Below are 24,964 nucleotides of genomic sequence, written 5' to 3'. Positions count from 1 at the left end.
AGTGCTCACGCCGCCGCTGGGTCCTGCCGGTGAATCAGAACTTGTAGCGCACGCCGAGCAGGAACTGGCGGCCACTCTCGGTGTACTGCAGCGGCAGCTCGCCCGTGCTGGGCGAGTACACCCACTCGTCGGACGCCTCGTTGGTGAGGTTGATGCCTTCCAGGCTCAGCTCCAGCTGGTCGCTGATGCGGTAGCGCAGGGAGGCGTCCAGCACGGTGGTGCCGGTCATGCCGTGCGTTCCATCCATGTTGAAGCCAACCTCCTGGCCCGGTGCCGCGGTCAGGTAGTCGCTGCGGTTGGTCGCCGAGACACGGCCCGACCACACCTTCCCTTCGTAGAACAGCGTGGCGTTCCAGGCATTCTTGGACGTGCCGGTGAGCTGGTTCTTCATCACCGGTACGCCGGCGCCATTGACGTACTGGATGCTGGTGTCCACCCAGGTGTAGTTCAACTGCACGCCCAGGTTGGACCACTTGCCCGGCAGGAAGGTGAAGGGCTGGGTGTAGTTGGCCTCGACGCCGTACAGCTCACCGCCAGGCGTATTGAGCGGAATGGTGAAGGTGAAATCATCGTTGACCGACGCGCCGGTGCCGTCGAGCAGGCTGGCCGGCAGGCCGCTGCTGGAGTACGGACGCACTTCGCGGGTGTTCTGCACGAACGATTCGATGTCCTTGTAGAACAGGCCGATGCCCGCCATCGCGCCTTCGTTGAAGTACCACTCGAAGCTCATGTCCACGTTGGTGGCGCGGAACGGATCCAGGTTCGGGTTGCCACCGGCCACGGTCCGTGCACCGCCGGCCACCGCCACGGTGACGCCCGGGGTCAGGTTGCCCAGACCGGGACGGCTCATCACCTTTGCCGCGCCCAGGCGGATCAGGAAGTCGGGGGCGATTTCCGCCACCAGGTTGAACGAGGGCAGGGTGTCGTTGTACTTGCGGTTGGTGGTGGCCTGTACCAGCGCGCCGCCCACCGTGGCTGCGCCACTGGAGGTCTGCTCGGTCTGCACGTAGCGCACGCCGAAGTTGCCCGACAGCGGAATGGACCCGAGATCGGTGGAGAACTCGCCCATCAGCCAGACGCCGCGGTCCTTCTCTTCCACGCTGCGGCTGTTGTTGGCGCGGGGCGCAACGGCGAAGGTGCCGGTGTTGCTGTAGATGTCCAGCGCGTCGGCGATGGCATCGAGGTTGGGCACCACCCAGTTGGAGGGCGAGCCGGAGATGCCCTTCAGGCCAGCCTGGCTGGTCAGGTCCGGCGACACGATACGGCTGCCGTCGGCGAAGGTTGGCACGGCCACTTCGCTGGTGCGACGCAGTTCAACGGTGCTGAACGTGTAGTTCTTGGCCAGCACGCCGCCCTTGAGCCGGAAGCCAGGGCTGATGTTCCAGTTGAAGTTGACCTCGGCAGTGTCGAAGTCGTTGTCCACGTACTGCGGGCGCAGACGGATTTCGGCCAGTTCCCAGCCGTTGGGATCGGTCGGGTCGATGCCGTAGTTCAGCACCGGCGCACGGCTGTTGCCACGGTAGTCGTAGCTGTACCCGTCAACGTCGTACTTGTCCATGATGATGGTGGTCTGCACGGGGTTTTCGTGCGCCGAGCGCGAGGCGCCCACCTTGCCGTTGATCGAGAACGCGTCGCTGAAGCGATGATCGAAGTTGAGGCTGGCCTGCTTGAACTCGGTGCTCCACTCGTCGTGGCGGTTCTCGGTGCGGATGTCGACGTTGTCGAACTCGCCGTAGACCAGCGCGTTGTTGCGGATCTCACCGTTGCGCACCACCATCGCCGGCTTGCCGTCGCGCTCCGGGCGGCGATTCACGCCGGTGCCCGTATCGCGGTTGCGGCTGAAGGAAATGGCTTCGATGTAGTGTTCGTCGCGGGTGGCGTCGATCTTGGAGTACAGCGCGTCCAGCGAGATTTCGGTGGCGTCGCTGGGCTTCCACTGCAGCGACCCGGTCACGCCCAGGCGCTCCTGCTGGTGTTCCAGCTGCACGTAGCGCGGGAAGCGCGGGTGGTAGACGTCGGCACTGCGCGCCGCCGGGAAGGCCGGGCTGGCGGCGAAGCCACCGTTGCTCGGACCATTGGCCCAACGCCCGGTGTTGGAGCCCTCTTCCAGCGCCTGGCGCTCGGAATAGGCCACCGACAGCAGCGCGCCGAAGGTGCCATCGGCGAAGGTGTTGGAGATCAGCGCCGCCAGGCGCGGATCGGCTTTTTCGGCCATGGCGTTGTAGCCGGCCTGGCCACTGGCCACGAAAGTGAAGCCGTCGTAATCGAACGGACGCGCGGTGCGCAGGTCCACGGTGGCGCCCAGCGAGCCTTCCTCGACGTCGGCCGAGGCGGTCTTGCGCACCACCATCTGCGAGAACAGGTCCGAGGCGAACACGTTGAAGTCGAAGCCGCGGCCGCGGTTGGTGCCGCCGCTCTGGTCGCCGGCGCCGACGGTGGTCAGCGCTTCCATGCCGTTGATGCGCACGCGAGTGAAGTCCGGACCGAGGCCACGCACGGAAATGTTGCGGCCTTCGCCGGCTTCACGGGTGATGACCACGCCCGGAATGCGCTGCAGCGACTCGGCCAGGTTGAGGTCCGGGAACTTGCCGATATCCTCGGCGACGATGGCATCGACCACGCCGGCTTCGCCGCGCTTGATGTCCAGCGCCTTCTCGACGCTGGCGCGGTAGCCGGTCACGGTGACAGTGTCCAGGTCGGTAGGGGCTTCCTGGGCCAGCGCGGTACCACTCAGCGCCAGGCCGATCGACAGGGCAAGCAAGGTAACCGGTGTCTTTTTCTGGATGTTTCGAGATTGCATGTTTTCCCTCTCCCAAGGTGCTACATGAAACAGCTATCCGGCGACATGTCAGTGCAATGACACCGCTGGTCAGGGCGGACGTTAACAGCCCGTTCCAGAAGGAGCATCTTGCAGCGCAACAGATTTTCAATGTCTCCCGGAGGCTTGCGGGACAATGCTTTCGACAATGCGGGCGGTAGACGCCCGGTCCGGCTTGGCTAGAATGACACCGCTAGCCATTCCATCCGGGTGCCGCCGCACGCGCCCTCGCTTTCACAAGGATCCACCGCCATGAGTCGTGTTGTCTGTTTCGGAGAGTTGCTGCTGCGCATGAGCGCACCGGGCCGCGAGTTGCTGCTGCAGAGCGCGCAGCTGGCGGTGCATCCTGGCGGCGCGGAGGCCAACGTGGGCGTGTCGCTGGCCCATCTGGGGCACGCGGTGTCGATGGTCAGCACCTTGCCGGACAACCCGCTGGGCCGGTTCGTGGCCGGCGAGCTGCGCCGGCATGGGGTGGACACCGGCCACGTGCAGGTCCGGCCCGGCCGCATGGGCCTGTACTTCCTCACCACCGGCGCGGTGCAGCGGGCCAGCGAAGTGGTCTACGACCGCGCCGACTCGGCATTCGCCTGCGGCAGCGCGGCCGACTACGACTGGGATGCGCTGCTGGACGGCGCAGACTGGCTGCACCTGTCCGGGGTCAGCCCCGCCCTGAACCCGGCCATGGCCCAGGCCACGCTGGTGGCTGCCCAGGCGGCGTGCGCGCGTGGCGTGCGGGTGTCCTTCGATGGCAACTTCCGGCCGTCGCTGTGGGCGCGCTGGCAGGGCGATGCCCCCGGCATCCTGCGCCAGCTGTTCGCCTGCGCCGATCTGATTTTTGCTGACTACCGCGATATCGGCGTGGTGCTCGGCGGTGAATTCGAACAGGCCGATGTGCGTGAGCGTGTCGATGCGGCCGCCGCGCAGGCGTTCGCCGCGTTCCCGCGTCTGCAGTGGATGGCCTGCACCCAGCGCACGCCGCACAGTGTGGACAACCATGCCCTCGGGGCGATGCTGGTCGGCCGCGATGGCACCCGCGCGGTAGCGCCAACCCGCGAGATGATCGGCATCGTGGACCGCATCGGCGGCGGCGATGCCTTCGCCGCCGGCATCCTGCATGGCATGATGCGCGGCTTCGCACCGGAGGCGATCGTGCGCTTCGGCCTGGCTGCGGCCTGCCTCAAGCATTCGATTCCGGGCGACTTCAACCCTGTCAGCGAGGCTGACGTGATGGCCCTGACGGGCGAGGAGCGATTCGATGTCCGGCGCTGATCCACGTGTACGTGCTGTCCTGAAACTGGCCCCGGTGATTCCGGTGTTCACCCCCGAGAACATCGACGATGCGGTCGAGGTAGCGCGCGCCCTGTTCAACGGCGGCCTGCCGGTGATCGAGGTGACGCTGCGTACGCCGGTGGCGATGGAGGCCATCAAGGCCATGGTCGAGGCCGTGCCCGATGCGGTGGTGGGCGCCGGCACCGTGCTGACCGCCGCGCAGATGGAACAGGTCAAGCAGGTGGGCGGGCGGTTTGCCGTGTCGCCGGGCGCCACCCCGCGCCTGTACGCCGCCGCGCGCGACACCGACCTGCCGTTCCTGCCCGGCGTGGCCACCTCCTCCGAGCTGATGCTGGGCCTGGARCACGGCCTGGATACCTTCAAGTTCTTCCCGGCGGTGCAGGCCGGCGGCGCGGCGATGCTGTCGGCGTGGAACGGGCCGTTCGGCGACGTGCGCTTCTGCCCCACGGGCGGGATCAGCGCGCAGACCGCACGCGACTTCCTGCACCTGCCCAACGTGCTGTGCGTGGGCGGCTCGTGGCTGACCACGCGCGCGCTGCTGCAGGCCCGCGACTGGGCCGCGATCGAACAGCTGGCTCGCGATTCGGCCGCGCTGGTCGGCTGAGCCGACCCGCCGGCTCAGTGCCGGTGCGCGGCCTCGCCCAGGCGCCGGTAGAGGGTGCTGCGGCTGATGCCGAGCGCCCGCGCGGCGGCGGCCACGTTGCCGCCGCTGACGGCCAGTGCCTCGCGCATGGCCGCCAGGGTCATCGCTTCCAGGCCATCGCCGGCGCTCGCCGGTAGCGGCGCCGGTGGAGCAGGGTGACGGACCTGCGCCGGCAGCGCATCCACCCCGATGACATCGCCCGGGTCGCTCAACGCCACCAGCGTGCGCAGGCACGCGCACAGCTGGCGTACGTTGCCTGGCCACGCATGCGCGGCCAGCGCGGCGCGCGCGGCCGGATCCAGTTCACGGCCCTGCCCAAGGCGGGTCCACAGGCCGGCAACCAGCGCCGCGCGATCCGGGTGCTCGCGCAGTGGTGGCAGCAGTACCGCGTGGTCGGCGATACGGTAGTACAGGTCGCTGCGGAAATCGCCCGCCTGCATGGCCAGGTCCAGGTCGCGGTGGGTGGCGCAGATCAGCGTGAAATCCAGCTGCACCGGCTTGCCGCCGCCCAGTGGCGACAGTGTGCGTTCCTGCAGCACGCGCAGCAGCCGCGGCTGCAGGGCAAGCGGCATGTCACCGATCTCGTCCAGGAACAGCACGCCGCCCTGCGCCTGGCGCAGCAGGCCGGTACTGCCCTGGCGGCGGGCACCGGTGAACGCGCCTTCTTCATAGCCAAACAGTTCGGCCTCGATCAGGCCCTCCGGCAAGGCCGCGCAGTTGACCGCGACGAAGGGTTTGTCGGCGCGCAGGCTGCGCCGGTGCAGTTCGCGGGCGAAGACCTCCTTGCCCGTGCCCGTCTCACCCTGCAGCAGCACCGGCAACTGCGCATCCAGCACGCGGCAGGCGCGATCCAGCGCGCGCTGCTGGTCGGCATCGAACAGCGGGGTGGCATCCACCGCGGTGGCCGCCGGTCGACGTGACCCGGTCGGCAACGCCGCCGACCGCGCATCCGCACGGCCCCGCACCGGCGCACGCTGGCCCTCGCCCAGCTGCCCGTACAGCGCGCGGCCCTGGCGGTCGATCAGCGCACCGTCGTCGTGCAGGCGCGATAGCGGCCCATCGAACAGCGCGGCATACGGCGCATGGCCGATGTCGGCATGCTCCAGCCCGAACAGGGCAAGGCCGGTACGGTTGGCAGCCACCAGGCGGCCGCCGCGGAAGCCCAGGATGCCCTCGCGTGGGGTGCCCAGCAGGGTGGCGTCGTGGTGCAGCCGCACCAGCTCGCAGTCGGCCAGCCCCGCGTCGAAGTAACGGTGCTCGATGTGCGCCACGGCCTGCCGCGCCAGTACCCGCGCGTGCAGGTGCTGCAATCGCGCATCGCCGGAGATGTCCAGCACGCCCACGCGCTGGCCGTAGGGGTCGAAGATCGGCGTGGCCGAGCAGGTCAGGATGCCGTGCGGGGCGAAGTAGTGCTCGCCGCCCCGCACTTCCACCGAGCGGCCCTCCACGATGGCCGTGCCAATGGCGTTGGTGCCCACCGTGGTCTCATCCCAGCGCACACCCGGCATCAGCGCCACGCGTCCGGCCTTGTCGAGGAAACCCGGGCTGCCTTCGGCATCCAGGATCCAGCCGTCTTCATCGGTGAGCAGCACGATGCTGCCGGCGGCGGCGATGTCGGCGGCCAGCCCGTCCAGCTCGGGGCGGGCCAGCCGCCACAGCTTCTGCTGGCGCTCGCGCAGTTCGCGCAGGCGTGCATCCGGCAACGGCTCCACCTCCGGCTGCGCATCCACCGACAGCCCACCACGCAGGCAGCGCTGCCACGACTGCAGGATGGTGTCGGGCACGATGCCGACCGGCGTCGCGCCGCGCTCGAAGAACGAACGACGCGCGTTGCCGACACGGTGCAGAAGCGGCTGCTGGGACACCTGTTTCTCCAGTGTCGCAAACTGCGACAGTTGTAGCGGGACCTGTTCCGATAAACAGCACAGGCGGCGTTACTGCGCAATGACCTTCGCTGCTGCACCGCCGCAGATCACAGGCATGTTCCGTGGCCGGCCGCGGCCCGACGGCGTGCCGCAGCGCAGCAGGCCAGAGTTGGCATCGTCCTTGCGGCAGGGAAGGACCCCTTACGGGCCTTTTCCCAACCTGCCGGAGATGCACCCCGATGAACGCCGTCACGTCCGCCAAGCCGCACGCCACCGACCCGCAGTCCATCTTCAAGCCGCGCTACGGCAACTTCATCGGCGGGCAGTGGGTGGCACCCCGCAGCGGCCAGTACTTCGAGAACACCACGCCGGTCACCGGCAAGGTCTTCACCGAGGTCGCCCGCTCCAACGCCGAGGACATCGAAGCGGCGCTGGACGCCGCGCATGCCGCCAAGCGCGCCTGGGCCGAGACCTCCACCACCGAACGCGCCAACATCCTCAACAAGATCGCCGACCGGATCGAGGAGAACCTGGACCTGCTCGCGCATGCCGAGACCTGGGACAACGGCAAGCCGATCCGCGAGACGCTCAACGCCGACATCCCGCTGATGGCCGACCACTTCCGCTACTTCGCCGGGGCGGTGCGCGCGCAGGAAGGCAGCCTGTCGGAGATCGACAAGGACACCATCGCCTACCACTTCCACGAGCCGCTCGGCGTGGTCGGGCAGATCATCCCGTGGAACTTCCCGATGCTGATGGCCGCCTGGAAACTGGCCCCGGCGCTGGCGGCCGGCAACTGCGTGGTGCTCAAGCCGGCCGAACAGACCCCCGCCTCGATCCTGGTGCTGATGGAGGTGATCGGCGACCTGCTGCCGGCCGGCGTGCTCAACGTGGTCAATGGCTTCGGCGTGGAGGCGGGCAAGCCGCTGGCGTCCAACCCGCGCATCGCCAAGATCGCCTTCACCGGGGAAACCACCACCGGCCGGCTGATCATGCAGTACGCCAGCCAGAACCTGATTCCGGTGACGCTGGAACTGGGGGGCAAGTCGCCCAATATTTTCTTCGCCGATGTGATGGCCGAGGACGATGATTTCCTGGACAAGGCCATCGAAGGCTTCGTGCTGTTCGCCTTCAACCAGGGCGAGGTGTGCACCTGTCCGTCGCGGGCGCTGATCCAGGAATCGATCTACGAGAAGTTCATGGAACGCGCGCTCAAGCGCGTGGCCGCGATCAAACAGGGCAACCCGCTGGACCCCAACACGATGGTCGGTGCGCAGGCGTCGTCGGAGCAGTTGGAGAAGATCCTGTCCTACTTCGATATCGGCAGGCAGGAAGGCGCGGAGGTGCTGATCGGCGGTGAGCAGGCCACCCTCGACGGCGACCTGGCCGGCGGCTTCTACGTGAAGCCCACCGTGTTCAAGGGCCACAACAAGATGCGCGTGTTCCAGGAGGAAATCTTCGGGCCGGTGGTGTCGGTGACCACCTTCAAGACCGAGGAAGAAGCGCTGGAGATCGCCAACGACACGCTGTACGGGTTGGGTGCGGGCGTGTGGAGCCGCGATGCCTCGCGTCTGTACCGCATGGGCCGCGGCATCCAGGCCGGCCGCGTGTGGACCAACTGCTACCACGCCTACCCGGCGCATGCCGCGTTCGGCGGCTACAAGCAATCCGGCATCGGTCGCGAGAACCACAAGATGATGCTCGACCACTACCAGCAGACCAAGAACCTGCTGGTGAGCTACTCGCCGAAGAAGCTGGGCTTCTTCTGAGCCCGCGCCCTGCTTGATCACGATCAAGGCGTCGGCCGGAGGCCGGCGCCACAGTGCTGTCATTGGCAATCCACGGAGATCCATGCATGAACAAGACCATGAAGGCCGCTGTCGTCCGCGAATTCGGCAAGCCGTTGCGTATCGAGGAAGTGGAGGTACCGCGGCCCGGCCCCGGCGACATCCTGGTGAAGATCGAGGCGTGTGGTGTCTGCCACACCGACCTGCACGCGGTGGAGGGCGACTGGCCGGTCAAACCCAACCCGCCGTTCATTCCCGGGCACGAAGGCGTGGGCCACGTGGTGGCGGTGGGTGCGGGTGTCAGCCATATCCGCGAAGGCGACCGCGTTGGCATCCCGTGGCTGTACTCGGCCTGCGGCCATTGCGAGCACTGCATGGGCGGCTGGGAAACGCTGTGCGAAGCGCAGCAGAACACCGGTTACTCGGTCAACGGCGGCTTCGCCGAATACGCGCTGGCCAATGCCAACTATGTGGGCCTGCTGCCCAAGGGCGTGGGCTTCATCGAGGTCGCGCCGATCCTGTGCGCCGGCGTGACGGTGTACAAGGGCCTGAAGGTCACCGACACACGTCCGGGCCAGTGGGTGGTGATCTCCGGCATCGGTGGACTGGGCCACATGGCGGTGCAGTACGCCCGGGCCATGGGCTTGAATGTGGCCGCGGTGGATATCGACGACGACAAGCTGAAGCTCGCCGAGCGCCTCGGCGCGACGATCACGGTCAACGCGCGCACCACCGACCCGGCCGCGTTGCTGAAGAAGGAGATCGGCGGCGCGCACGGTGCGCTGGTCACGGCGGTATCGCCGAAGGCCTTCGAACAGGCGCTGGGCATGGTCCGCCGCGGTGGCACGGTGTCGTTGAACGGCCTGCCGCCGGGCAACTTCCCGCTGGACATCTTCGGCATGGTGCTCAACGGCATCACCGTGCGTGGCTCGATCGTCGGTACCCGTCTGGACCTGCAGGAATCGCTGGAGTTCGCCGAGCAGGGCAAGGTGGCGGCCACGGTTACCAGCGATAGCCTGGAGAACATCAACGACATCTTCGCGCGCATGCACGCCGGCAAGATCGAAGGCCGCGTGGTGCTGGATCTCAACGCGTAACCGCTCGTGCACCGCGGCCTGCCATCGCCTTCCCTCTCCCGACGATGGCAGGCCGCTCCACCACCCGGTAGTGCCGGCCGCTGGCCGGCTCCCAGGAAACCCAACGATGAGCGCCCAACCCCCCCAGGTCACCGCCACCCTGGCGGCACTGCAGCTGATCGAAACGCTGCACGCCCGCCACGGCCCCCTGCTGTTCCACCAGTCCGGCGGCTGCTGCGACGGCTCCTCGCCGATGTGCTTTGCCCAGGGTGACTTCATCGTGGGCGACCGCGACGTGCAGCTCGGCGAGATCGGCGGCGCCCCGTTCTACATCAGCCCGTCGCAGTTCGCGTACTGGAAGCACACCCAGCTGATCATCGACGTGGTGCCCGGACGCGGTGGCATGTTCTCGCTTGAGAACGGCGAGGGCGTGCGCTTCCTGGTGCGCTCGCGGCTGTTCAGCGATGACGAGTTCGCGCAGCTGAAGGACGCCGGCAAGGTCTGAGCCCACGCACGCGTCCATAATGGGCACCGTCCCGTTGCCCTGGATCGCCATGTCCGCGTTGTCGCTTGCCAAGACCGTCGTACTGTCCGTGCTGTGCGTGGTGGTGGCGCTGTTCGTGCTGGGCATGGTCAGCGGCGCGGCCGGCTGGATCGCGCCGTGGATCGGCCTGAGCGACGGCGGGCAGGCGCGCCTGGCCTGGGACCTGGGCTGGACCATCCTCGGCGGCATCGCCGCCACCGCGTTCGCCGCGCGCTACGCGCCGACCGTGCCCTACGTTCACGGCGGGGTGGTGTGGGCGGTGATCGCCGCGGCCTCGGTCTATGCCGCCTGGGACCTGGGCAGCGACTTCCCGTTCTGGTTCGTCCTGGTGCTGCTGCTCTCGCTGCCACTGCAGGCCGCCGGCATCTGGCTGGGCGCGCGCTATCGCCCGCAGTGACGCGAACTACACGGTAGGGTCGCATCCCCATCGACCGCCGGGGCAAACGCACCACCCGGGATGGCATGACAACAACCGAACTGGGCCGTTCGCGCACTCCCTACAGCGTCACGCCCCGGGCAGCACCTGCTTCACCGCCTCGATCCCGTCCCATGGATCCTGCTTCAAGCGCTGCGCACGCTGCAGCGCCTTGGCCATGGGGAACGCATCGGCGGCGGTGATGCGGCCCAGCTCTTCCCACCGCAGCGGCACCGCCACGCCGGCACCGGGCCGCGCGCGCAGCGACCACGAGCTGACACTGGTGGCGCCGCGTGCATTGCGCAGCCAGTCGATGAAGATCACCCCGGTGCGCTTGGCCTTGCTCATCGTGGCCACGTAACGGTCCGGCGCATGTTCGGCCATGGCCTGCGCGAACGCGTCGCAGAAGTCCTTGGCCTGGGCCCAGTCGGCCTTGGGCTCCAAGGGCACCACCACATGCACGCCCTTGCCCCCGGACAGTCGCACGAAGCTCTGCAGGCCGGTATCCAACAGCCGATCGCGCACATCGCGTGCGGCCGACTTCACCTGCGCCCAGCTCACCCCGTCGCCGGGATCCAGGTCGAACACCAGCCGGTCCGGATGCTCTGGATCGGCCACGGTGGCGCCCCACGGATGCAGCTCCAGGGTGTTCATCTGCACAAGCTGCAGCAACCCGGCCACGTCCTCGATGTACAGGTAATCCTCGCGCCCGCTCTTCTGTTCCAGCGGGATCGCGCGCACCGCCTCGCCGAGCCCGGTGCCGTGGTGTTTCTGGAAGAAGCAGGGCTTGTCCACCCCGTCCGGGCAGCGCAGGACCGACAGCGGCCGCCGCGCCACTTCGGGCAGCACCCAGCGCGCCATCTGCCGGTAGTAGTCGGCCACCTCGCCCTTGGTGATCTTCGCCTTGGCGAACACCACGCGCTCGGGATGGCTGATGCTGACGTCTTCCGCGGCCTCACCTGCGGCCGTCGTGTCGGCCTTGCCGCGCGTCGTTGCTTTCTTCATAGCCTTAGCCTTCGCCAGCCCTTGGCCGGCCACCCCCAAGTCACCGGGATGCTTGTCCTCGCGCAGCCGCTTGAAGCTGGCCTGGCGCAGCAGCCCTTCCTTGGCCCAGCCGCGGAAGGCCACTTCGGCCACCAGCACCGGCTTCACCCAATGCACGCTGCGCGCATTGAACGGCACGTGCGCCGGCAGTGCCAGCACGTCCTGTTTCACCGCCAGCGGTTTCAAGCGCGCGGTCAGCGTGCGCAGCAACGCATCGTCGAACCCCGTACCCACCCGGCCCACGTAACGCAGACCACCTGTGTCGGGCGTGGCCATCAGCAGCGAGCCGAAGCCGCTGCGCGCGCCCTTGGGATCGGTGTAGCCCACGATCAGGAATTCGTCGGTGGTCTCGTGCTTGATCTTGATCCATGCCGGCGAGCGCGCGTTGACGTAGGGCGCGTCCACGCGCTTGCTGATGATGCCTTCGAACCCGGCTTCGCCGCTGGCGGCAAACACCGCCGGTCCATGGTCAAGCACGTGGTCGCTGTAGGCCAGCGTGCCCGGCGCCGGGCCGATCAGGTCCTTGAGCAGCGCCTTGCGCTGCAGCAGCCCGCAGCGGCTGATATCCACTCCCGCAATGCCGGGCATGTCGAACACCACGTAGCGCAGCGGCTGCCTGGCGGTGCCGTCGATGACCTTCTGCAAGGCGGTGAAATCGCTGCGGCCCTGCGCATCCAGCACCACCAGCTCGCCATCCAGGCGCAGGTCGCGCACCGGCAACGCAGCAATGGCCTGCACCACGTCGGGAAAATCGTCGGTCCAGTTCAGGCCGCCGCGCGAGCGCAGCGCGACCACCCCATCGTTGACCTCGGCCAACAGGCGGTAGCCGTCCCATTTGATCTCGTGCAGCCAGCCATCGCCGTCCGGTGCGGTGGCGCGGTGGTCGGTGAGCTGAGGCTTGAAGCCGGATGGGTAGGGGTTTTCGCGCGCACCCTCCAACGCCAACGCGCGTTTGCGCCAGCGCGCGTCGGCCTTGCGTGCAGGCGCGGGCGTGGCCGGGCGCTTGGCTGTGTTTGCGGCAGCGCGCGGCGCAGCCTTGGCCCCCGCTGCGCGCTTGCGGGCGGCGCCGCGTGGCGGCGGTGTGTCCAGCATGTCATCGGCCTCTGCGTCCCGTGCCTGCGCGTCGTCGCGCTTGATCAGCAGCCATTGGTGCTGCTTGCCCTTCATCGCCGTGCGCACCAGCTTCCAGCCACCGTTGAGGCGCTCACCGTGCAGCACGAAGTCGAGCTTGCCGGCAGCGATCGCCTCCAGCGGGTCGCCATCGCAGGCCCAGGTACCGTGGTCGTACACATCCACATGCCCGGCGCCATAGTGGCCGCTGGGAATATCGCCTTCGAACCCTGCGTAGGACAGCGGGTGGTCCTCCACCTCCACCGCCAGGCGCTTCTCGCCCGCGCGCAGCGACGGCCCTTTGGGTACCGCCCAGCTCTTCAGCACGCCATCGGCTTCCAGTCGGAAATCGTAGTGGCGCGAACTGGCATGGTGCAGCTGCACCACGAAGATCGGGCGCCGCGCCGGCGCGCCGCGGCGGTCGGCATCCGGCTCGGGGGTGCCGTCGAAACGACGCTTGCGGCGGTATTCCTGCAGTGACATCGGCGCTTACCCGGCCTTGCGCGTGGGGGTGGCGCGTTTGGTGGATTTCTTCGCGGCCTTGGCCGCCTTGGCCGGTGCCTTCGCCGGTGCCTTGGCCTTCTTGGTGGCCGCCTTCTTCGGCGCAGCGGTCACGGCGGTCTTCCGGGCCGGCGTGCGCTTCTTGGCATCCAGGCTCTTCTGCAGCAGCGACATGAAGTCGACCACGTTGGTGGCGTCGTCATCGCGCGGCGCGGGTTCTTCCTCCACCTTGGTGGTGCCGCCCTTGGCCTTGATGCGCTTCTTCAGCAGCACCTGCAGCCGCTCGCGGAATTCGTCGTGGTAGTCATCGGGTTTCCACTCGCCGGACATCGAGGCGATCAGCTGCTCGGCCATGGCCGTTTCCTTGCTGTTGATCCGGTAGTCGGCCAGTGAACCGGTGGGCAGCTTGTAGTCTTCCGGGTCGACCAGTTCCTGTGGGTAACGCAGGATCATCAGCACCAGCGCGTCGCCATGCGGCATCATCGCGCACAGGTACTCGCGGGTGCGCACCACCACCCGGGCGATGCCCACCTTGTCGGTCCTGCGCAGGGTTTCGCGCAGCAGCACGTAGCCCTTCTCGGCCTTCTTGGCCGGCACGAGCAGGTAGGGCTTCTCGTAGTAGCGCGGGTCGATGGTGCTGGCATCCACGAAGGTCTCCACCTCCACCGCCTCATGGCTCTCCGGCGCCGCCGAGCGGATATCGTCCTCCTCCAGCACCACGTAGCTGCCCTTGTCGTACTCGTAGGCCTTGACGATGTCCTTCCACGGCACCTCTTCACCGGTATCGGCGTTGACCCGCTCGAAGCGGATCGGCTTGCGGTCGCGTGAGTCGAGCATGCGGAACTGCAGGTCGACCTTGCGCTCGCCGGACATCAGCGACACCGGGACATTGAGCAGGCCGAACGAGAGGGTACCGGTCCAGATCGGTCGGGCCATGGCAGGGCCACTCCAACGCTACAGGGGGAGGGCAGCTGTACCGCGGCAGGCGTGAAACGCCCGTGTCCGCACCGTGCAGGGGCCCTTTACGGGTTACTGCAGCAGGCCATGCACGGCCGCTGGCGGCATGTGGTCCAGCGCCAGCCAGGCGTCCTCGACGATGCCGCGTGCCTGGCCCCAGCCCAACCGCGACTGCCCGCGCATCTGTTCCCAGTGCTCGGCGAGCTCGCCGTCGGTGTCGTCATCGTTGCCGCGTGGCCAGGCCGCATAGTGCGTGGTCAGGGCGAACGCGTACGCCGGGTACAGATCGCGCCAGCTGCGGTGGCCATGCCCGCGCCGGCGCTCGTAGTCGTTGCGCATGTACTGCAGGTAGTCCTGCGCCACCGCCTGGGCTTCCTCGGTGCGCTCACGGCGCACGCGGCGCGTGTTCCGGGTCGGCTGCAGGTAGGCGTTGAACAGCGCGGAGGCGGCGCGACGGTCCAGGCGGGGCATGGCACGACTCCGGCGGTACAGGGCAGGCAGAAATAGTCCCGCCGCCGTTAGCCAGCCGTGACAGATGTGTTCAGGGCAGGCGATTCGCAGGGACTTCACCCGCCAAGCGCTCTAGTGGAGTTCCCCCGTTCCGGAGTGATTCCCATGCCACGCGATCCCCTGCGCGAAGCCAGCACCCCGGTGCCTGGCGAACAACACGCCAAACATGACAACCAGGACGCCGAAGACCGCGGCGCCGGCATGTCCCCCCCGGCCGAAGCGGACCACCTGCCGGTGGTGTCCGGTCCCAGCCACGGCTATCGCGACCGCAAGGACCCCACCGGGGTGCCGCACCCGGGCGGGCGGGAGAACCAGGAACAACGCCAGGCGCGCAAGGAGCACGCCAGCGACAACCAGGATGAAGCCCTGGACGAAACCTTCCCCGCCAGCGACCCGACCTCGCCGTTCGTGCCGGCCAAGATCCCGCGCTAGCGGCAGCCCGTTGGGTGGGCCGCGCTAAACCACCGCCAGCGGCCCGCTGATCACGGCGCCCACTGCCACTGCAGGCCCACACCCACCCGGCGGTCCGGGCCGGGCTCGAAGTACCGCTGGTTGCCGTCGTTGACGATCACCGAGCCGATGTAGCGCTGGTCCAGCACGTTGTCGATGCGCGCGAACGCCCGCAGCGTGCCCTGCGCGGTCTGCCAGCGCCGCGCCGCTTCCAGGTTCAGCAGCGCATAGCCGGCCGCCTTCTCGGTGGCCAGGTCGTTGACCACCGTGTCGCTGGAGGCCACCAGCTCGGCGGCCCACTGCCACGGTCCGGGCGTGTACTGCATGCGCGCGTTCCACTGCTGCCGGGGCACGCCGGGCAGGCGCGCGCCGGCCTGCACCGTGTTGCAGCCGGCGGTACCGCACAGCGGGTACGCATCGCGCACCGTCGCTTCGATCCAGGTGTAGGCCACCGCCAGCTCGGTCTGCGCGCCCAGTGGCTGCACGTAGCTGGCTTCGGCGCCCTGCCGCCGGGTACGGCCGATGTTGCGGTAGGTGGAACGCCCGCCGCTGTTGCTGGCCACCGCCAGTTCGTCATCGGTGTCGGCCCGGAACAGGGCCGCCTCCAGCCGCGCCCCGCTCTGTGCATGCCATTTGCTGCCCACTTCCAGGTTGCGGCTGCGCGCGGCCGACAGGTCCAGCGCCAACCCCGCCTGGCCGTCGGCGCGGTAGCCCAGCTCGTTGAAGGTGGGCGTTTCAAAACCACGCCCGGCCGAGGCGTACAGCCGCCAGGCATCGCTGGCGCGGAACACTACCCCGGCCACCGGCGTGGTGGCCGCGTAGCGGCGCGCGCCGCTGTCATCGGGGTTGCTGGCGGTGATGTAGTGGTCGTTGGAGCGGAACCGCACGGTGCTGTGGCGCAGGCCCAGCAACAGCGACCAGCGCGGGGCCCATTGCCACCACGCCTGGGCGAACTGGTCGATGTTCTCGACCCGGTCGGCCTGGTCGCGGCGCAGGCGGCCCTTGATGCCCAGCTGATCGCCCACGAAGTTCTCGTAACCGCGGCGATCCTGCAGCTGACGGTCGGCATTGGCGCCAATCACCAGATCCAGCGGTCGTCCGGCCCAGTCGCCGTGCCAGCTCCAGCGCGCGTCCACGCCGCCGTAATCGCCGTCCAGGTCGATCACCCCGCCGGCATGCAGCGGGTTGGCCTGCGGCCCGGGGGGAATGGCCAGGTACTGTTCCACGCTGCGCTGCCCGGCATAGCCCATCGCCCGCCAGGTATGGGCGCCGTCGGTGCGGGTGAAGACCAGCCCGGCCTGGGCCTGGCGGACCGACTTGCGGGTGTTGTACTGGCTGGCCACGGCGGTGGCCTGGCGCGGGTCGGCGTTGACCTGGGCCCGGCTCAGGCCGAGCGGGTCCTGCGCATCGGGGGAATCGAAGTAGTTCAGCACCAGGTCCAGCTGGCCACCGCCCACGTCGGTGCCCAGCCGCGCATTGACCGACTCGCGGCGGGCCGCGCTGTGGTCGCGCCAGCCATCGGTGCGGAAGTGGTTGGCGGCCACGTTGTAGCGGATCGGTCCCTGCTGGCCGCGCAGCTGCGCACCGGCGCTGAGGGTGTTGTCGCTGCCGGTGTCCAGCCGCAGCCGCCACGGGTCGCCGGGGGCGCCGTCGGCGCTGAAGACCTGCACCACGCCGCCGGAGGAGTTGCCGTACAGCGCCGAGAACGGGCCGCGCAGCACGTCCACCCGCTGCGCCGAGAGCAGGCTGGCATGGGACAGCTGGCCCTGGCCGTCGGGCATGGTGGCCGGTACGCCGTCCACCAGCACGCGCACCCCGCGCACCCCGAAGGTAGACCGTGCGCCGAAGCCCCGGATCGACAGCTGGGTGTCCTGCGCATAGTTCTGGCGGTCGCGCGCCACCACGCCGGGGATGCCGCCCAGCGCTTCGGACACCTGGGCCAGGGTTCCATTGGCGTCGTCATCCAGCCAGACCGTGCTGATAGACGCCGGCAGGTCCGCATCGTCCACCTGCTGCACCCGTGCGGCCTGCACCTGAACCGTGGGCAGGCGCTCGACCGGCAGGGTATCGGCGGGGGCAGGCGCGGCCTGTGCCGGGTTCGGCAACAGCGCCGCCGAAAGCAGCGCGGAGGGGACAACAAACGCGGAAAAACGCAGCATACGGGCAGGGGTCCTCAGCGGCAGGGCACGCCGCACGCCATGGTACGGAAGACGACGTGACGGCAGCCACCGCGCCCACGCCGCGGCTTTGTTAGGATGGCTTGGTTTTGGCTGATTCTGCCGCAACCTGCGTCGCGCCAACCTCCCCCCTTCCGTCATCCGAATGAGTACCGCCGTGTCCTTCTTTGCAAATGTGGAACTGGTCCCAGGCGACCCGATCCTGGGCCTGACCGAGGCTTACAACGCCGACAGCCGCTCGACCAAGGTCAACCTGGGCGTGGGCATCTACTACGACGAAAGCGGCCGCATTCCGCTGCTGCGCGCCGTCAAGCAGATCGAACAGCAGCTGGCCGATGAAGCCAAACCGCGCGGCTACCTGCCGATCGACGGCCTGCCGGCCTACAACCAGGCCACCCGCGAGCTGGTGTTCGGCAAAGACTCGCCGCTGCTGGCCGCCGGCCGCGTGGCCACCTCGCAGACCATCGGGGGCAGCGGTGCGCTGCGCGTGGGCGCAGACCTGCTGCACCGCCTGCTGCCGCACGCCACCATCGCCATCAGCAACCCCAGCTGGGAAAACCACCGCGCGGTGTTCGGCGCCGCCGGTTTCGAGGTGGTGGAGTACAGCTACTTCGACCCGACCACCCACGGCGTGGATTTCGACGCCATGCTGGCCGACCTGGGCAAGCTGCAGCCGGGCACCGTGGTGCTGCTGCACGCCTGCTGCCACAACCCGACCGGCGCCGACCTCACCGTAGCGCAGTGGAAGCAGGTGGCCGAGCTGTTGAAGGACCGCCAGCTGTTCCCGTTCATCGACATGGCCTACCAGGGCTTCGACAAGGGCATCAGCGAAGACGGCGCCGCGGTGCGCATCATTGCCGAAGCCGGCATCGACAGCTTCGTGGTCGCCAACTCGTACTCCAAGTCGTTCTCGCTGTATGGCGAGCGCATCGGCGCACTGTCGGTGGTGGCCCCGGACGCGGCCTCGGCCAAGGCCGTGCAGTCGCAGGTCAAGCGCATCATCCGCACCATCTACTCCAGCCCGTCCAACCACGGCGCTGCGCTGGTGGCCGGCGTGCTCAACAGCGTTGAGCTGCGCCAGGTGTGGGAAGCGGAACTGACCGAGATGCGCGAGCGCATCCACGCCCTGCGCCACGGCCTGGTGGAGAACCTGGTCGCCGCCGGCGCGCCGGAGTTCGCCTTCATCAACGACCAGGCTGGCATGTTCTCGTACTCGGGCCTGACCCGCCCGCAGGTGGACCGCCTGCGCGACGAGTTCGGCATCTACGCCGTCGGCACCGGCCGCATCTGCGTGGCCGCGCTGAACCAGGGCAACCTGGCGTACGTGGCCAAGGCCGTGGCGACCGTCGCCAAGGGCTGATCGGCGCGCGCTGCAGCACCCACAGGAACGGCCGCCCAGTGCGGCCGTTCCTGTATCCGGATCCCTGCCGCGTACGCGGCCCTGCTTTCCTGACCTGGCGCGCTGTCCTGCGCCTGCCTCGTAATGCCCGCGGCAACGGGCGACAATACGGCCCCCAAATGTCTTTGGCAGCCATTCCATGTCCCGTACGTCGCTTACCCGGTACCTGATCGAAGAGCAGCATGCCGGCCGCATCAACGCCGACCTGCGCCAGCTGATCGCCGTCGTCGCCCGCGCCTGCACCAGCATCTCCATCGCGGTCAGCAAGGGCGCGCTGGGTGGCGTGCTGGGCGAGGCCGGTACCGGCAACGTGCAGGGCGAAGCGCAGAAGAAGCTGGACGTCATCAGCAACGAGATCCTGCTCGAAGCCAACGCCTGGGGCGGCCACCTTGCCGCCTGCGCCTCGGAGGAAATGGACCACTGCCAGCCCGTGCCGGACACCTACCCGCGCGGTGACTTCCTGCTGCTGTTCGATCCCCTCGATGGCAGCTCCAACATCGACGTCAACGTCTCGGTTGGCACCATCTTCTCGGTGCTGCGCTGCCCGCCCGGTACCGAACAGCCCAACGACGCCAGCTTCCTGCAACCGGGCACCGCGCAGGTCGCCGCCGGTTACTGCATCTACGGCCCCAGTACGCAGATGGTGCTCACCGTGGGCCACGGCACCCATGCCTTCACCCTGGACCGCGAGAAGGGCGAGTTCGTGCTGACCACGCCGGACATGCAGATTCCCGCCGACACCCAGGAATTTGCCATCAACATGTCCAACCAGCGCCATTGGGAAGCCCCCATGCAGGGCTACGTGCAGGACCTGCTGGCCGGCAAGGAAGGCGCGCGCGGCAAGAACTTCAACATGCGCTGGATCGCCAGCATGGTGGCCGACGTGCACCGCATCCTCACCCGCGGCGGTATCTTCATCTACCCGTGGGACAAGAAGGACCCGTCCAAGGCCGGCAAGCTGCGCCTGATGTACGAAGCCAACCCGATGGGCCTGCTGGTCGAGCAGGCCGGCGGCGCCGCCACCACCGGCCGCGAGCGCATCCTGGACATCCAGCCCGACCAGCTGCACCAGCGCGTGCCGGTGTTCCTCGGCTCGCGCAATGAAGTGGCCGAAGCCACCCGCTATCACCGCGAGCACGACAGCGCGCAGGGCTGATCGCAACGCACGGGGCCGGCCCATTGCCGGCCCCGTGTGTGCCATGGAAAAACCCAACGTGGCAACGGCGTGACATCGGCCAGCGCAGCGGTCACCATCGGGGCCACATGCCCACGGATGACCCCATGACGGCCGACACGCAGCACGACTTCATTGAAGTAATCCACAACGCCATCCCCGCCGATGTGTGTGCCGCCATCCAGGCCAGGATGCGAACCAGTGCGCAGTTGCGACCCGGCGAAGTGGGCAGTGGCGTGTTCCCGGAACTCAAGCACAGCAAGGATCTGCGCATCAGCGGCGACGCCGCGTGGCGCGATATCGACATGCTGTTGCAACAGGCGGTTTTCCGCGGCGTTTTGAGTTATCTACGGCGTTATCCACAGGCGCTGATCTCGCCGCTGATGTTGCAGATCCAAGACAGCAACGGCCAGCCGCGCCGCCTGGCGGCCGACGATTTCCCCGGTATGGACGATGCGACGCTGTCGGATCTGGCCCGTACGTGCCTGCGTCCCGGTGCCATCAATCTGCAATGGTATGCAGCGGGCGAGGGTGGCTATCCCTATTGGCACTGCGAGCTGTACCCGCGCGATCCCGCCGGCGAGACACTGCACCGCCACCTGCTGTGGACGCTCTACCTCAACGACGATTTCGAGCAGGGCGAAACCGAGTTCCTGTTCCAGCACCGCAAGATCGCCCCGCGCACGGGGAGCTTGCTGATCGCCCCGACGGCGTTCACCCACACGCATCGCGGCAACCGCCCGCAGGGTGGCGACAAGTTCATCGCCACCAGCTGGATTTTGTTCCAGACCGCGCAGAAGCTGTTCGCAGGAAACTGACGACGACACACGCAAGCCCCGGTAGTGCCGGCCGCTGGCCGGCTCCCGACACACCTACCGAAGGCCCATCGCCATCACGGCGACGCATCCGCACCGCTTCAGCATCGAGCTGGCAGAGCAGATGGTCGCTGTCCTTGATGCTGCCCTGTGCACGCCCTTGATCCAGCGTGGCCTACAGCGCAGGTTCCCACGCATCCTGTCGTCCAGATCACGATCTAGAACAACGACCCCTGCGGCGAATCCACCCGCGGCGGCAGCGGCCGCACGAACTTGTCGCAGTCCAGCTTCGGCCAATGGCTGTTCTGCGCGTCGAACCCCAAGCGCCTGCGTGCGAGTTTGAACCGGCTCGACAACAGATCGGCGTACACGCCCTCACCGCGCATGCGGCTGCCGAACTCGCTGTTGTAGTCCTTGCCGCCGCGCAGCTGGTTGATGGTGCTCATCACGTGCGCGGCGCGGTCGGGGTGGTGAGTGTCCAGCCAGTCGCGGAACAACGGGGCCACTTCCAGCGGCAGGCGCAGCAGCACGTAGCCGGCGGTGGAGGCGCCGGCATCGCGCGCGGCTTCCAGTACCGCTTCCAGTTCGGCGTCGTTGATCCACGGGATCACCGGGGCCACCATCACCCCGACCGGAATACCCGCGTCGTGCAGGCGGCGCATTGCCCGCAGGCGCGCGTGCGGTGCCGAGGCGCGCGGTTCCAGCTTGGCCGACAGGTGGGGGTCCAGCGAGGTCACCGAGAAGTGCACGCTCACCAGGTTCTGTTCGGCCAGCGGGGCCAACAGATCGATGTCGCGTTCGACCAGTGCATTCTTGGTGATCAGCGAGAACGGGTGCCGCGTTTCCAGCATCACTTCGATCAGCTGGCGGGTGAGTTTTAGCTTGCGCTCGATCGGCTGGTAGGCGTCGGTGTTGATGCCCAGCGCGATCGGCTGCGGCACGTAGCCGGGGCGCGAGAACTCCTTGCGCAGCAGCTGCGGTGCATTGGTCTTGGCGAACAGTTTGGTTTCAAAGTCCAACCCGGGCGACAGGTTGAGGTAGGCATGCGACGGCCGGGCGAAGCAGTACGAGCAGCCGTGTTCGCAGCCGCGGTAGGGGTTCACCGATTGGCTGAACCCCACGTCCGGCGACTTGTTGCGGCTGATGATGCTGCGCGCGGTTTCGGCGCGTACTTCGGTGCGCAGGCGCGGCGCGAGAAACTCCTCGCTCTCCTCGGCGTCCCAGCCATCGTGCACGGCTTCGCTGACGGTGACCTCGAAGCGGCCCGCCAGGTGCTTAGTGGAACCTCGGCCTTTGATCGCGATACCCATCGGTCGAGGCTATCGCCGGGGTGTCGCAGTGGCTGCGACGGGAGGGTGGGGACGCATGCGCGGTAACCCATCAATCGGGGTTAGTAGTATTGCTAACCACAGACCTGTGTCAACCGGGAAAGGCTTGCCACCATTGGGTTCTGGCCGAAATCGGCGGAATTGGTCCCCATACTTGTCCACAGGCCAGAATCGGACATCGCCGCTGGCCTGGAGCGGGCCATGGCAGGGCAGTCAGGGGGCCAATTGCGCCAGGTAGCCCTTCACCGTGGCGTCCAGCCCGGCGTACAACGCCTCGCTGATCAACGCATGTCCGATTGAGACTTCCAGGACGTCCGGCACGGCGGCCAGGAAGGCGCGCAGGTTGTCCTGCGACAGGTCGTGGCCGGCGTTCACGCCCAATCCGGCGGCCTGCGCGCGGCGGGCGGCGTCGGCGAACAGGGCCAGCATGGCCCCGGCATCGCCGGCCGCATGCGCTTCGGCGTAGGGGCCGGTGTAGAGCTCGATGCGGTCTGCGCCGATCGCCGCGGCCTGGGCGAGGTCCGGGTTGCCGGCGTCGACGAACAGGCTGACCCGGCAGCCATACGCCTTCAGCTCGGCGATCAGCGGGCGCAGCCGCTCCGCATCGCGGCCGAAGTCGAAGCCGTGGTCGGAGGTGAGCTGCCCGTCGCCATCGGGCACCAGGGTGGCCTGCGCCGGGCGGGTCTGCGCGCACAGCGGCAGCAACCCCGGGTAGCCGTCGCGCGGCGGCGCGAACGGGTTGCCCTCGATGTTGAATTCCACGCCACGTGCCGTGGTCAACGCCGACAGCGCCAGCACGTCCTCGGCATGGATGTGGCGGCGGTCCGGGCGCGGGTGCACGGTGATGCCATGCGCGCCGGCGTCCAGGCACGCACGGGCGGCCTGCAGCACGTCCGGGTCGGTGCCGCCGCGCGAGTTGCGCAGGACGGCGATCTTGTTGACGTTGACGCTGAGCTGGGTCATGGCACTACGGTGTGTCGGAGTCTTCTTCGAGCTGGCGACGGGCCTGGGCCTGGTCGCGCAGCCGGCGCAGTTCGGTGGGGTCGATCACGCTGGAAATGTCACGCTGCAGGGTGCCGAAGCGCGCCACGTACAGCCCGCGCACCCACATTAGCAGGAACACCAGCGCACCCAGCAGCGCGAGCAGCATCAGCGACATCTGGGGCACCTTCAACGCCAGGGCAAAGCAGCCCAGCGCCAGTAGCAGGAACAGCCAATGCATCGTCATTCTCCCCGTTGACCGCGCCAGTGTAGCGCCGCCGGCCGGTGTGGTTCCACGTGCGCGGTCACAACAGCGGCGAGGCCAGCCGTGCGAATGCTTCCGGTACCCGGTGCCGCCACAGGGAGCGGCCGCGGTCGTTGTGTACGCGCACCGAGGCGTCGAACTCGGCCGCCAGGATGCGCTCCAGCGCTGCCACACGGTCGGCGTCCACCAGCATCATCGACAGCTCGAAGTTGAGCCGGAAGCTGCGGTGGTCGAAGTTGGCGCTGCCGACGATGCAGACGTCGTGGTCGGCGATGAAGGCCTTGGTGTGCAGCATGCGCGGGCCGTACTCGTAGATCTTCACCCCGGCCTGCAGCAGTTCGTCGAAGTACGAGCGCGCGGCCTGGGTGACGAACCAGGAATCGCTCATCTTCGGCACCAGCAGGCGCACGTCCAGGCCTCCCAGTGCGGCAGAGGTGAGCGCCATGCGCGCGGCCTCGCCGGGCACGAAGTAGGGCGTCACCAGCCAGACGCGCTCGCGCGCTTCGTGGATGGCGGCCACCTGCAAGCGGTGGATGGTCTCCCAGGCCGAGTCGGGGCCGGACACCAGCACCTGCGCATTGATGCGGCCATCGGCGCGGCTGGGCATGTCATCGGGCCACAGCTGGGCAATGGTGAAGCGCTCGGGCGGCTGGGCGGTGGCGTAGATCCAGTCCTCGATGAAGACCAGCTGCAGGCTGCGCACCACATGGCCGGTCAGGCGCATGTGCAGGTCGCGGTAGGCATCGGGGCGGCGGCGTTCGTCTTCCTCGTCGGTGATGTTGATCCCGCCGGTAAAGGCCGTGCGCCCATCGATCACCACCAGCTTGCGGTGGGTGCGCATGTTCAACCAGGGGCGCTTGAACGGCTTGAGCAGCTGCCGCGGGTGGAACCACGCCACTTCGCCACCGGCGTCCAGCAGCGGCTGCAGGAAGCGCGTGCGGATGGCCGAGGAACCCACCGCATCCAGCAGAAGGCGTACCCGCACACCGTCGCGGGCGCGCTCGACCAGCGCGTCGCGCAGCGCGGTGCCGGCGTGGTCGGGGTTGAAGATGTAGTACTCCACGTGCACGTGGTCACGCGCCTGCGCGATGGCGGCCAGCAGCGCGGTGTAGGTGGCCGCGCCATCCACCAGCCACTCCACCTCGGTGGCCGAGGTCGGCGCCAGGCCGGTCGTGGCCTGGGCGATCTTGGCCAGTTCGGTGCAGTCCGCATCGGGCGGGCACACACTGCTGTAGTGCTCCATGCCCGAGCGCGCGCGACCGCGGCGCAGGCGCTGTCGCTTCACTTTCTGCGGGCCCAGCAGGTAATAGATGAACAACCCCAGGTAGGGCAGGGCCGCCATCGACAGGATCCAGCTCAGTGTGGCAACCGGCTCGCGTTTCTGCAGCATGATCCAGCCGGTCAGCCACAGCAGGTAGAGGATGTAGGCCGCCACCAGCAGGGGACGGAGGTGCGGGATGGCGTCGAGCCAGGCCGCAAGGGCAGGGTAGGTGGCGAGCATGGGCGGATGATAGCGGGCCGCGTGCGTTGCGCGCGTACCCGGCGCGGCGGTCGGCACTGGCCCATAAAAAAGGTTCTTCTCCCAAATGAGGGGAGCGTCTTGTTGCAAGGGCCGTCGCAGAGTGAGCATGACCCTACGCGGGTGGCCGGGTGTGCAGGGCGGTTTGGATTGGCTGGCGATCTCCGATCGGGCCGGCCGCGAGCGTGAGGGCCCCGTAGCAGCCGGTAGGCCCCTGGCGCAAATGTCCCCCGGCCGCGTGGCGGCCTCCTCCTTTATTTTGCCCAGGAGCCTACCGGCCGCTACGGGGCTCGGCT

General features: G+C 68.2%; 20 protein-coding genes. 10 read left to right on the top strand and 10 right to left on the bottom strand.

The window, feature by feature from the left end:
• Positions 1-34 precede the first annotated feature (34 nt).
• Positions 35-2,800 (bottom strand): TonB-dependent receptor, encoded by a 2,766-nt coding sequence (locus AC1DCJ_RS17640; protein ID WP_478071543.1) that lies wholly within the window; start codon positions 2,798-2,800, stop codon positions 35-37.
• Positions 2,801-3,070: 270 nt separating this feature from the next.
• On the opposite strand from AC1DCJ_RS17640, the gene AC1DCJ_RS17635 reads away from it, so the two are divergent.
• Both AC1DCJ_RS17635 and eda read left to right on the top strand, forming a co-directional pair.
• Positions 3,071-4,087, top strand: coding sequence for a sugar kinase (locus AC1DCJ_RS17635; protein ID WP_478071542.1), 1,017 nt, complete (start codon positions 3,071-3,073; stop codon positions 4,085-4,087).
• The gene (eda, locus tag AC1DCJ_RS17630) at positions 4,074-4,712 is read left to right on the top strand and encodes a bifunctional 4-hydroxy-2-oxoglutarate aldolase/2-dehydro-3-deoxy-phosphogluconate aldolase (protein WP_137191457.1); all 639 of its coding nucleotides are present in this window, start codon (positions 4,074-4,076) and stop codon (positions 4,710-4,712) included. The genes AC1DCJ_RS17635 and eda overlap by 14 nt, the downstream gene beginning before the upstream one ends.
• Positions 4,713-4,726: 14 nt before the next feature.
• Here the strand turns inward: eda and AC1DCJ_RS17625 are convergent, their stop codons facing one another.
• Complete coding sequence (locus tag AC1DCJ_RS17625) at positions 4,727-6,616, bottom strand: sigma-54-dependent Fis family transcriptional regulator (RefSeq protein WP_478071541.1); 1,890 nt, start codon at positions 6,614-6,616, stop codon at positions 4,727-4,729.
• 239 nt (positions 6,617-6,855) lie between these two features.
• Here AC1DCJ_RS17625 and adh point away from each other — a divergent pair, with 239 nt between their 5' ends.
• The 4 genes from adh (at position 6,856) to AC1DCJ_RS17605 (ending at position 10,420) form a co-directional block, all read left to right on the top strand.
• On the top strand, positions 6,856-8,385 hold the full coding sequence (gene adh, locus AC1DCJ_RS17620) for an aldehyde dehydrogenase (protein ID WP_141059020.1): 1,530 nt from the start codon (positions 6,856-6,858) through the stop codon (positions 8,383-8,385).
• Positions 8,386-8,471: 86 nt separating this feature from the next.
• On the top strand, positions 8,472-9,500 hold the full coding sequence (gene adhP / locus AC1DCJ_RS17615; protein ID WP_478071540.1) for an alcohol dehydrogenase AdhP: 1,029 nt from the start codon (positions 8,472-8,474) through the stop codon (positions 9,498-9,500).
• 106 nt (positions 9,501-9,606) lie between these two features.
• Positions 9,607-9,984, top strand: a complete 378-nt coding sequence (locus AC1DCJ_RS17610) for a DUF779 domain-containing protein (RefSeq protein WP_137191461.1) — start codon at positions 9,607-9,609, stop codon at positions 9,982-9,984.
• A 49-nt stretch (positions 9,985-10,033) separates the two neighbouring features.
• A complete protein-coding gene (locus AC1DCJ_RS17605; RefSeq protein ID WP_448134914.1) occupies positions 10,034-10,420 on the top strand; it encodes a hypothetical protein in 387 nt (128 codons plus the stop codon).
• Between the two features lie 108 nt (positions 10,421-10,528).
• Here the strand turns inward: AC1DCJ_RS17605 and ligD are convergent, their stop codons facing one another.
• From ligD to AC1DCJ_RS17590, 3 genes are all read right to left on the bottom strand, one after another.
• Positions 10,529-13,075 (bottom strand): DNA ligase D, encoded by a 2,547-nt coding sequence (gene ligD / locus AC1DCJ_RS17600; RefSeq protein WP_478071539.1) that lies wholly within the window; start codon positions 13,073-13,075, stop codon positions 10,529-10,531.
• A gap of 6 nt (positions 13,076-13,081) precedes the next feature.
• Positions 13,082-14,029, bottom strand: coding sequence for a non-homologous end joining protein Ku (gene ku, locus AC1DCJ_RS17595; protein WP_478071538.1), 948 nt, complete (start codon positions 14,027-14,029; stop codon positions 13,082-13,084).
• Positions 14,030-14,122: 93 nt separating this feature from the next.
• Positions 14,123-14,521, bottom strand: coding sequence for a hypothetical protein (locus AC1DCJ_RS17590; protein WP_478071537.1), 399 nt, complete (start codon positions 14,519-14,521; stop codon positions 14,123-14,125).
• A 144-nt stretch (positions 14,522-14,665) separates the two neighbouring features.
• Between AC1DCJ_RS17590 and AC1DCJ_RS17585 the strand changes: the two genes are divergently transcribed.
• Positions 14,666-14,992 (top strand): hypothetical protein, encoded by a 327-nt coding sequence (locus AC1DCJ_RS17585; protein ID WP_038691495.1) that lies wholly within the window; start codon positions 14,666-14,668, stop codon positions 14,990-14,992.
• Between the two features lie 50 nt (positions 14,993-15,042).
• Here the strand turns inward: AC1DCJ_RS17585 and AC1DCJ_RS17580 are convergent, their stop codons facing one another.
• Positions 15,043-17,169 (bottom strand): TonB-dependent receptor family protein, encoded by a 2,127-nt coding sequence (locus tag AC1DCJ_RS17580; RefSeq protein WP_478071536.1) that lies wholly within the window; start codon positions 17,167-17,169, stop codon positions 15,043-15,045.
• Positions 17,170-17,344: 175 nt separating this feature from the next.
• On the opposite strand from AC1DCJ_RS17580, the gene AC1DCJ_RS17575 reads away from it, so the two are divergent.
• From AC1DCJ_RS17575 to AC1DCJ_RS17565, 3 genes are all read left to right on the top strand, one after another.
• Positions 17,345-18,547: an amino acid aminotransferase gene (locus tag AC1DCJ_RS17575; protein ID WP_038692727.1), complete on the top strand. Its 1,203-nt coding sequence runs from the start codon at positions 17,345-17,347 to the stop codon at positions 18,545-18,547.
• 178 nt (positions 18,548-18,725) lie between these two features.
• A complete protein-coding gene (locus AC1DCJ_RS17570; protein ID WP_038691499.1) occupies positions 18,726-19,742 on the top strand; it encodes a class 1 fructose-bisphosphatase in 1,017 nt (338 codons plus the stop codon).
• 125 nt (positions 19,743-19,867) lie between these two features.
• Positions 19,868-20,578 carry a 2OG-Fe(II) oxygenase gene (locus AC1DCJ_RS17565; RefSeq protein ID WP_137191466.1) on the top strand — a complete coding sequence of 237 codons (711 nt, stop codon included), beginning with the start codon at positions 19,868-19,870 and terminating at the stop codon, positions 20,576-20,578.
• 215 nt (positions 20,579-20,793) lie between these two features.
• Here the strand turns inward: AC1DCJ_RS17565 and AC1DCJ_RS17560 are convergent, their stop codons facing one another.
• The 4 genes from AC1DCJ_RS17560 to cls form a co-directional block, all read right to left on the bottom strand.
• Positions 20,794-21,885 carry a PA0069 family radical SAM protein gene (locus AC1DCJ_RS17560; RefSeq protein ID WP_478071535.1) on the bottom strand — a complete coding sequence of 364 codons (1,092 nt, stop codon included), beginning with the start codon at positions 21,883-21,885 and terminating at the stop codon, positions 20,794-20,796.
• A gap of 231 nt (positions 21,886-22,116) precedes the next feature.
• On the bottom strand, positions 22,117-22,866 hold the full coding sequence (locus AC1DCJ_RS17555) for a pyridoxine 5'-phosphate synthase (RefSeq protein ID WP_428711450.1): 750 nt from the start codon (positions 22,864-22,866) through the stop codon (positions 22,117-22,119).
• A 4-nt stretch (positions 22,867-22,870) separates the two neighbouring features.
• Positions 22,871-23,125, bottom strand: a complete 255-nt coding sequence (locus AC1DCJ_RS17550) for a hypothetical protein (protein WP_137191469.1) — start codon at positions 23,123-23,125, stop codon at positions 22,871-22,873.
• 64 nt (positions 23,126-23,189) lie between these two features.
• Positions 23,190-24,650: a cardiolipin synthase gene (gene cls / locus AC1DCJ_RS17545; protein WP_478071534.1), complete on the bottom strand. Its 1,461-nt coding sequence runs from the start codon at positions 24,648-24,650 to the stop codon at positions 23,190-23,192.
• Between the last annotated feature and the right edge of the window lie 314 nt (positions 24,651-24,964).

The organism is Stenotrophomonas sp. 10N36 (assembly GCF_056395005.1).
The sequence above is the reverse complement of the archived record's forward strand: the minus strand, read 5'-3'. Positions and strand labels throughout refer to the sequence as shown.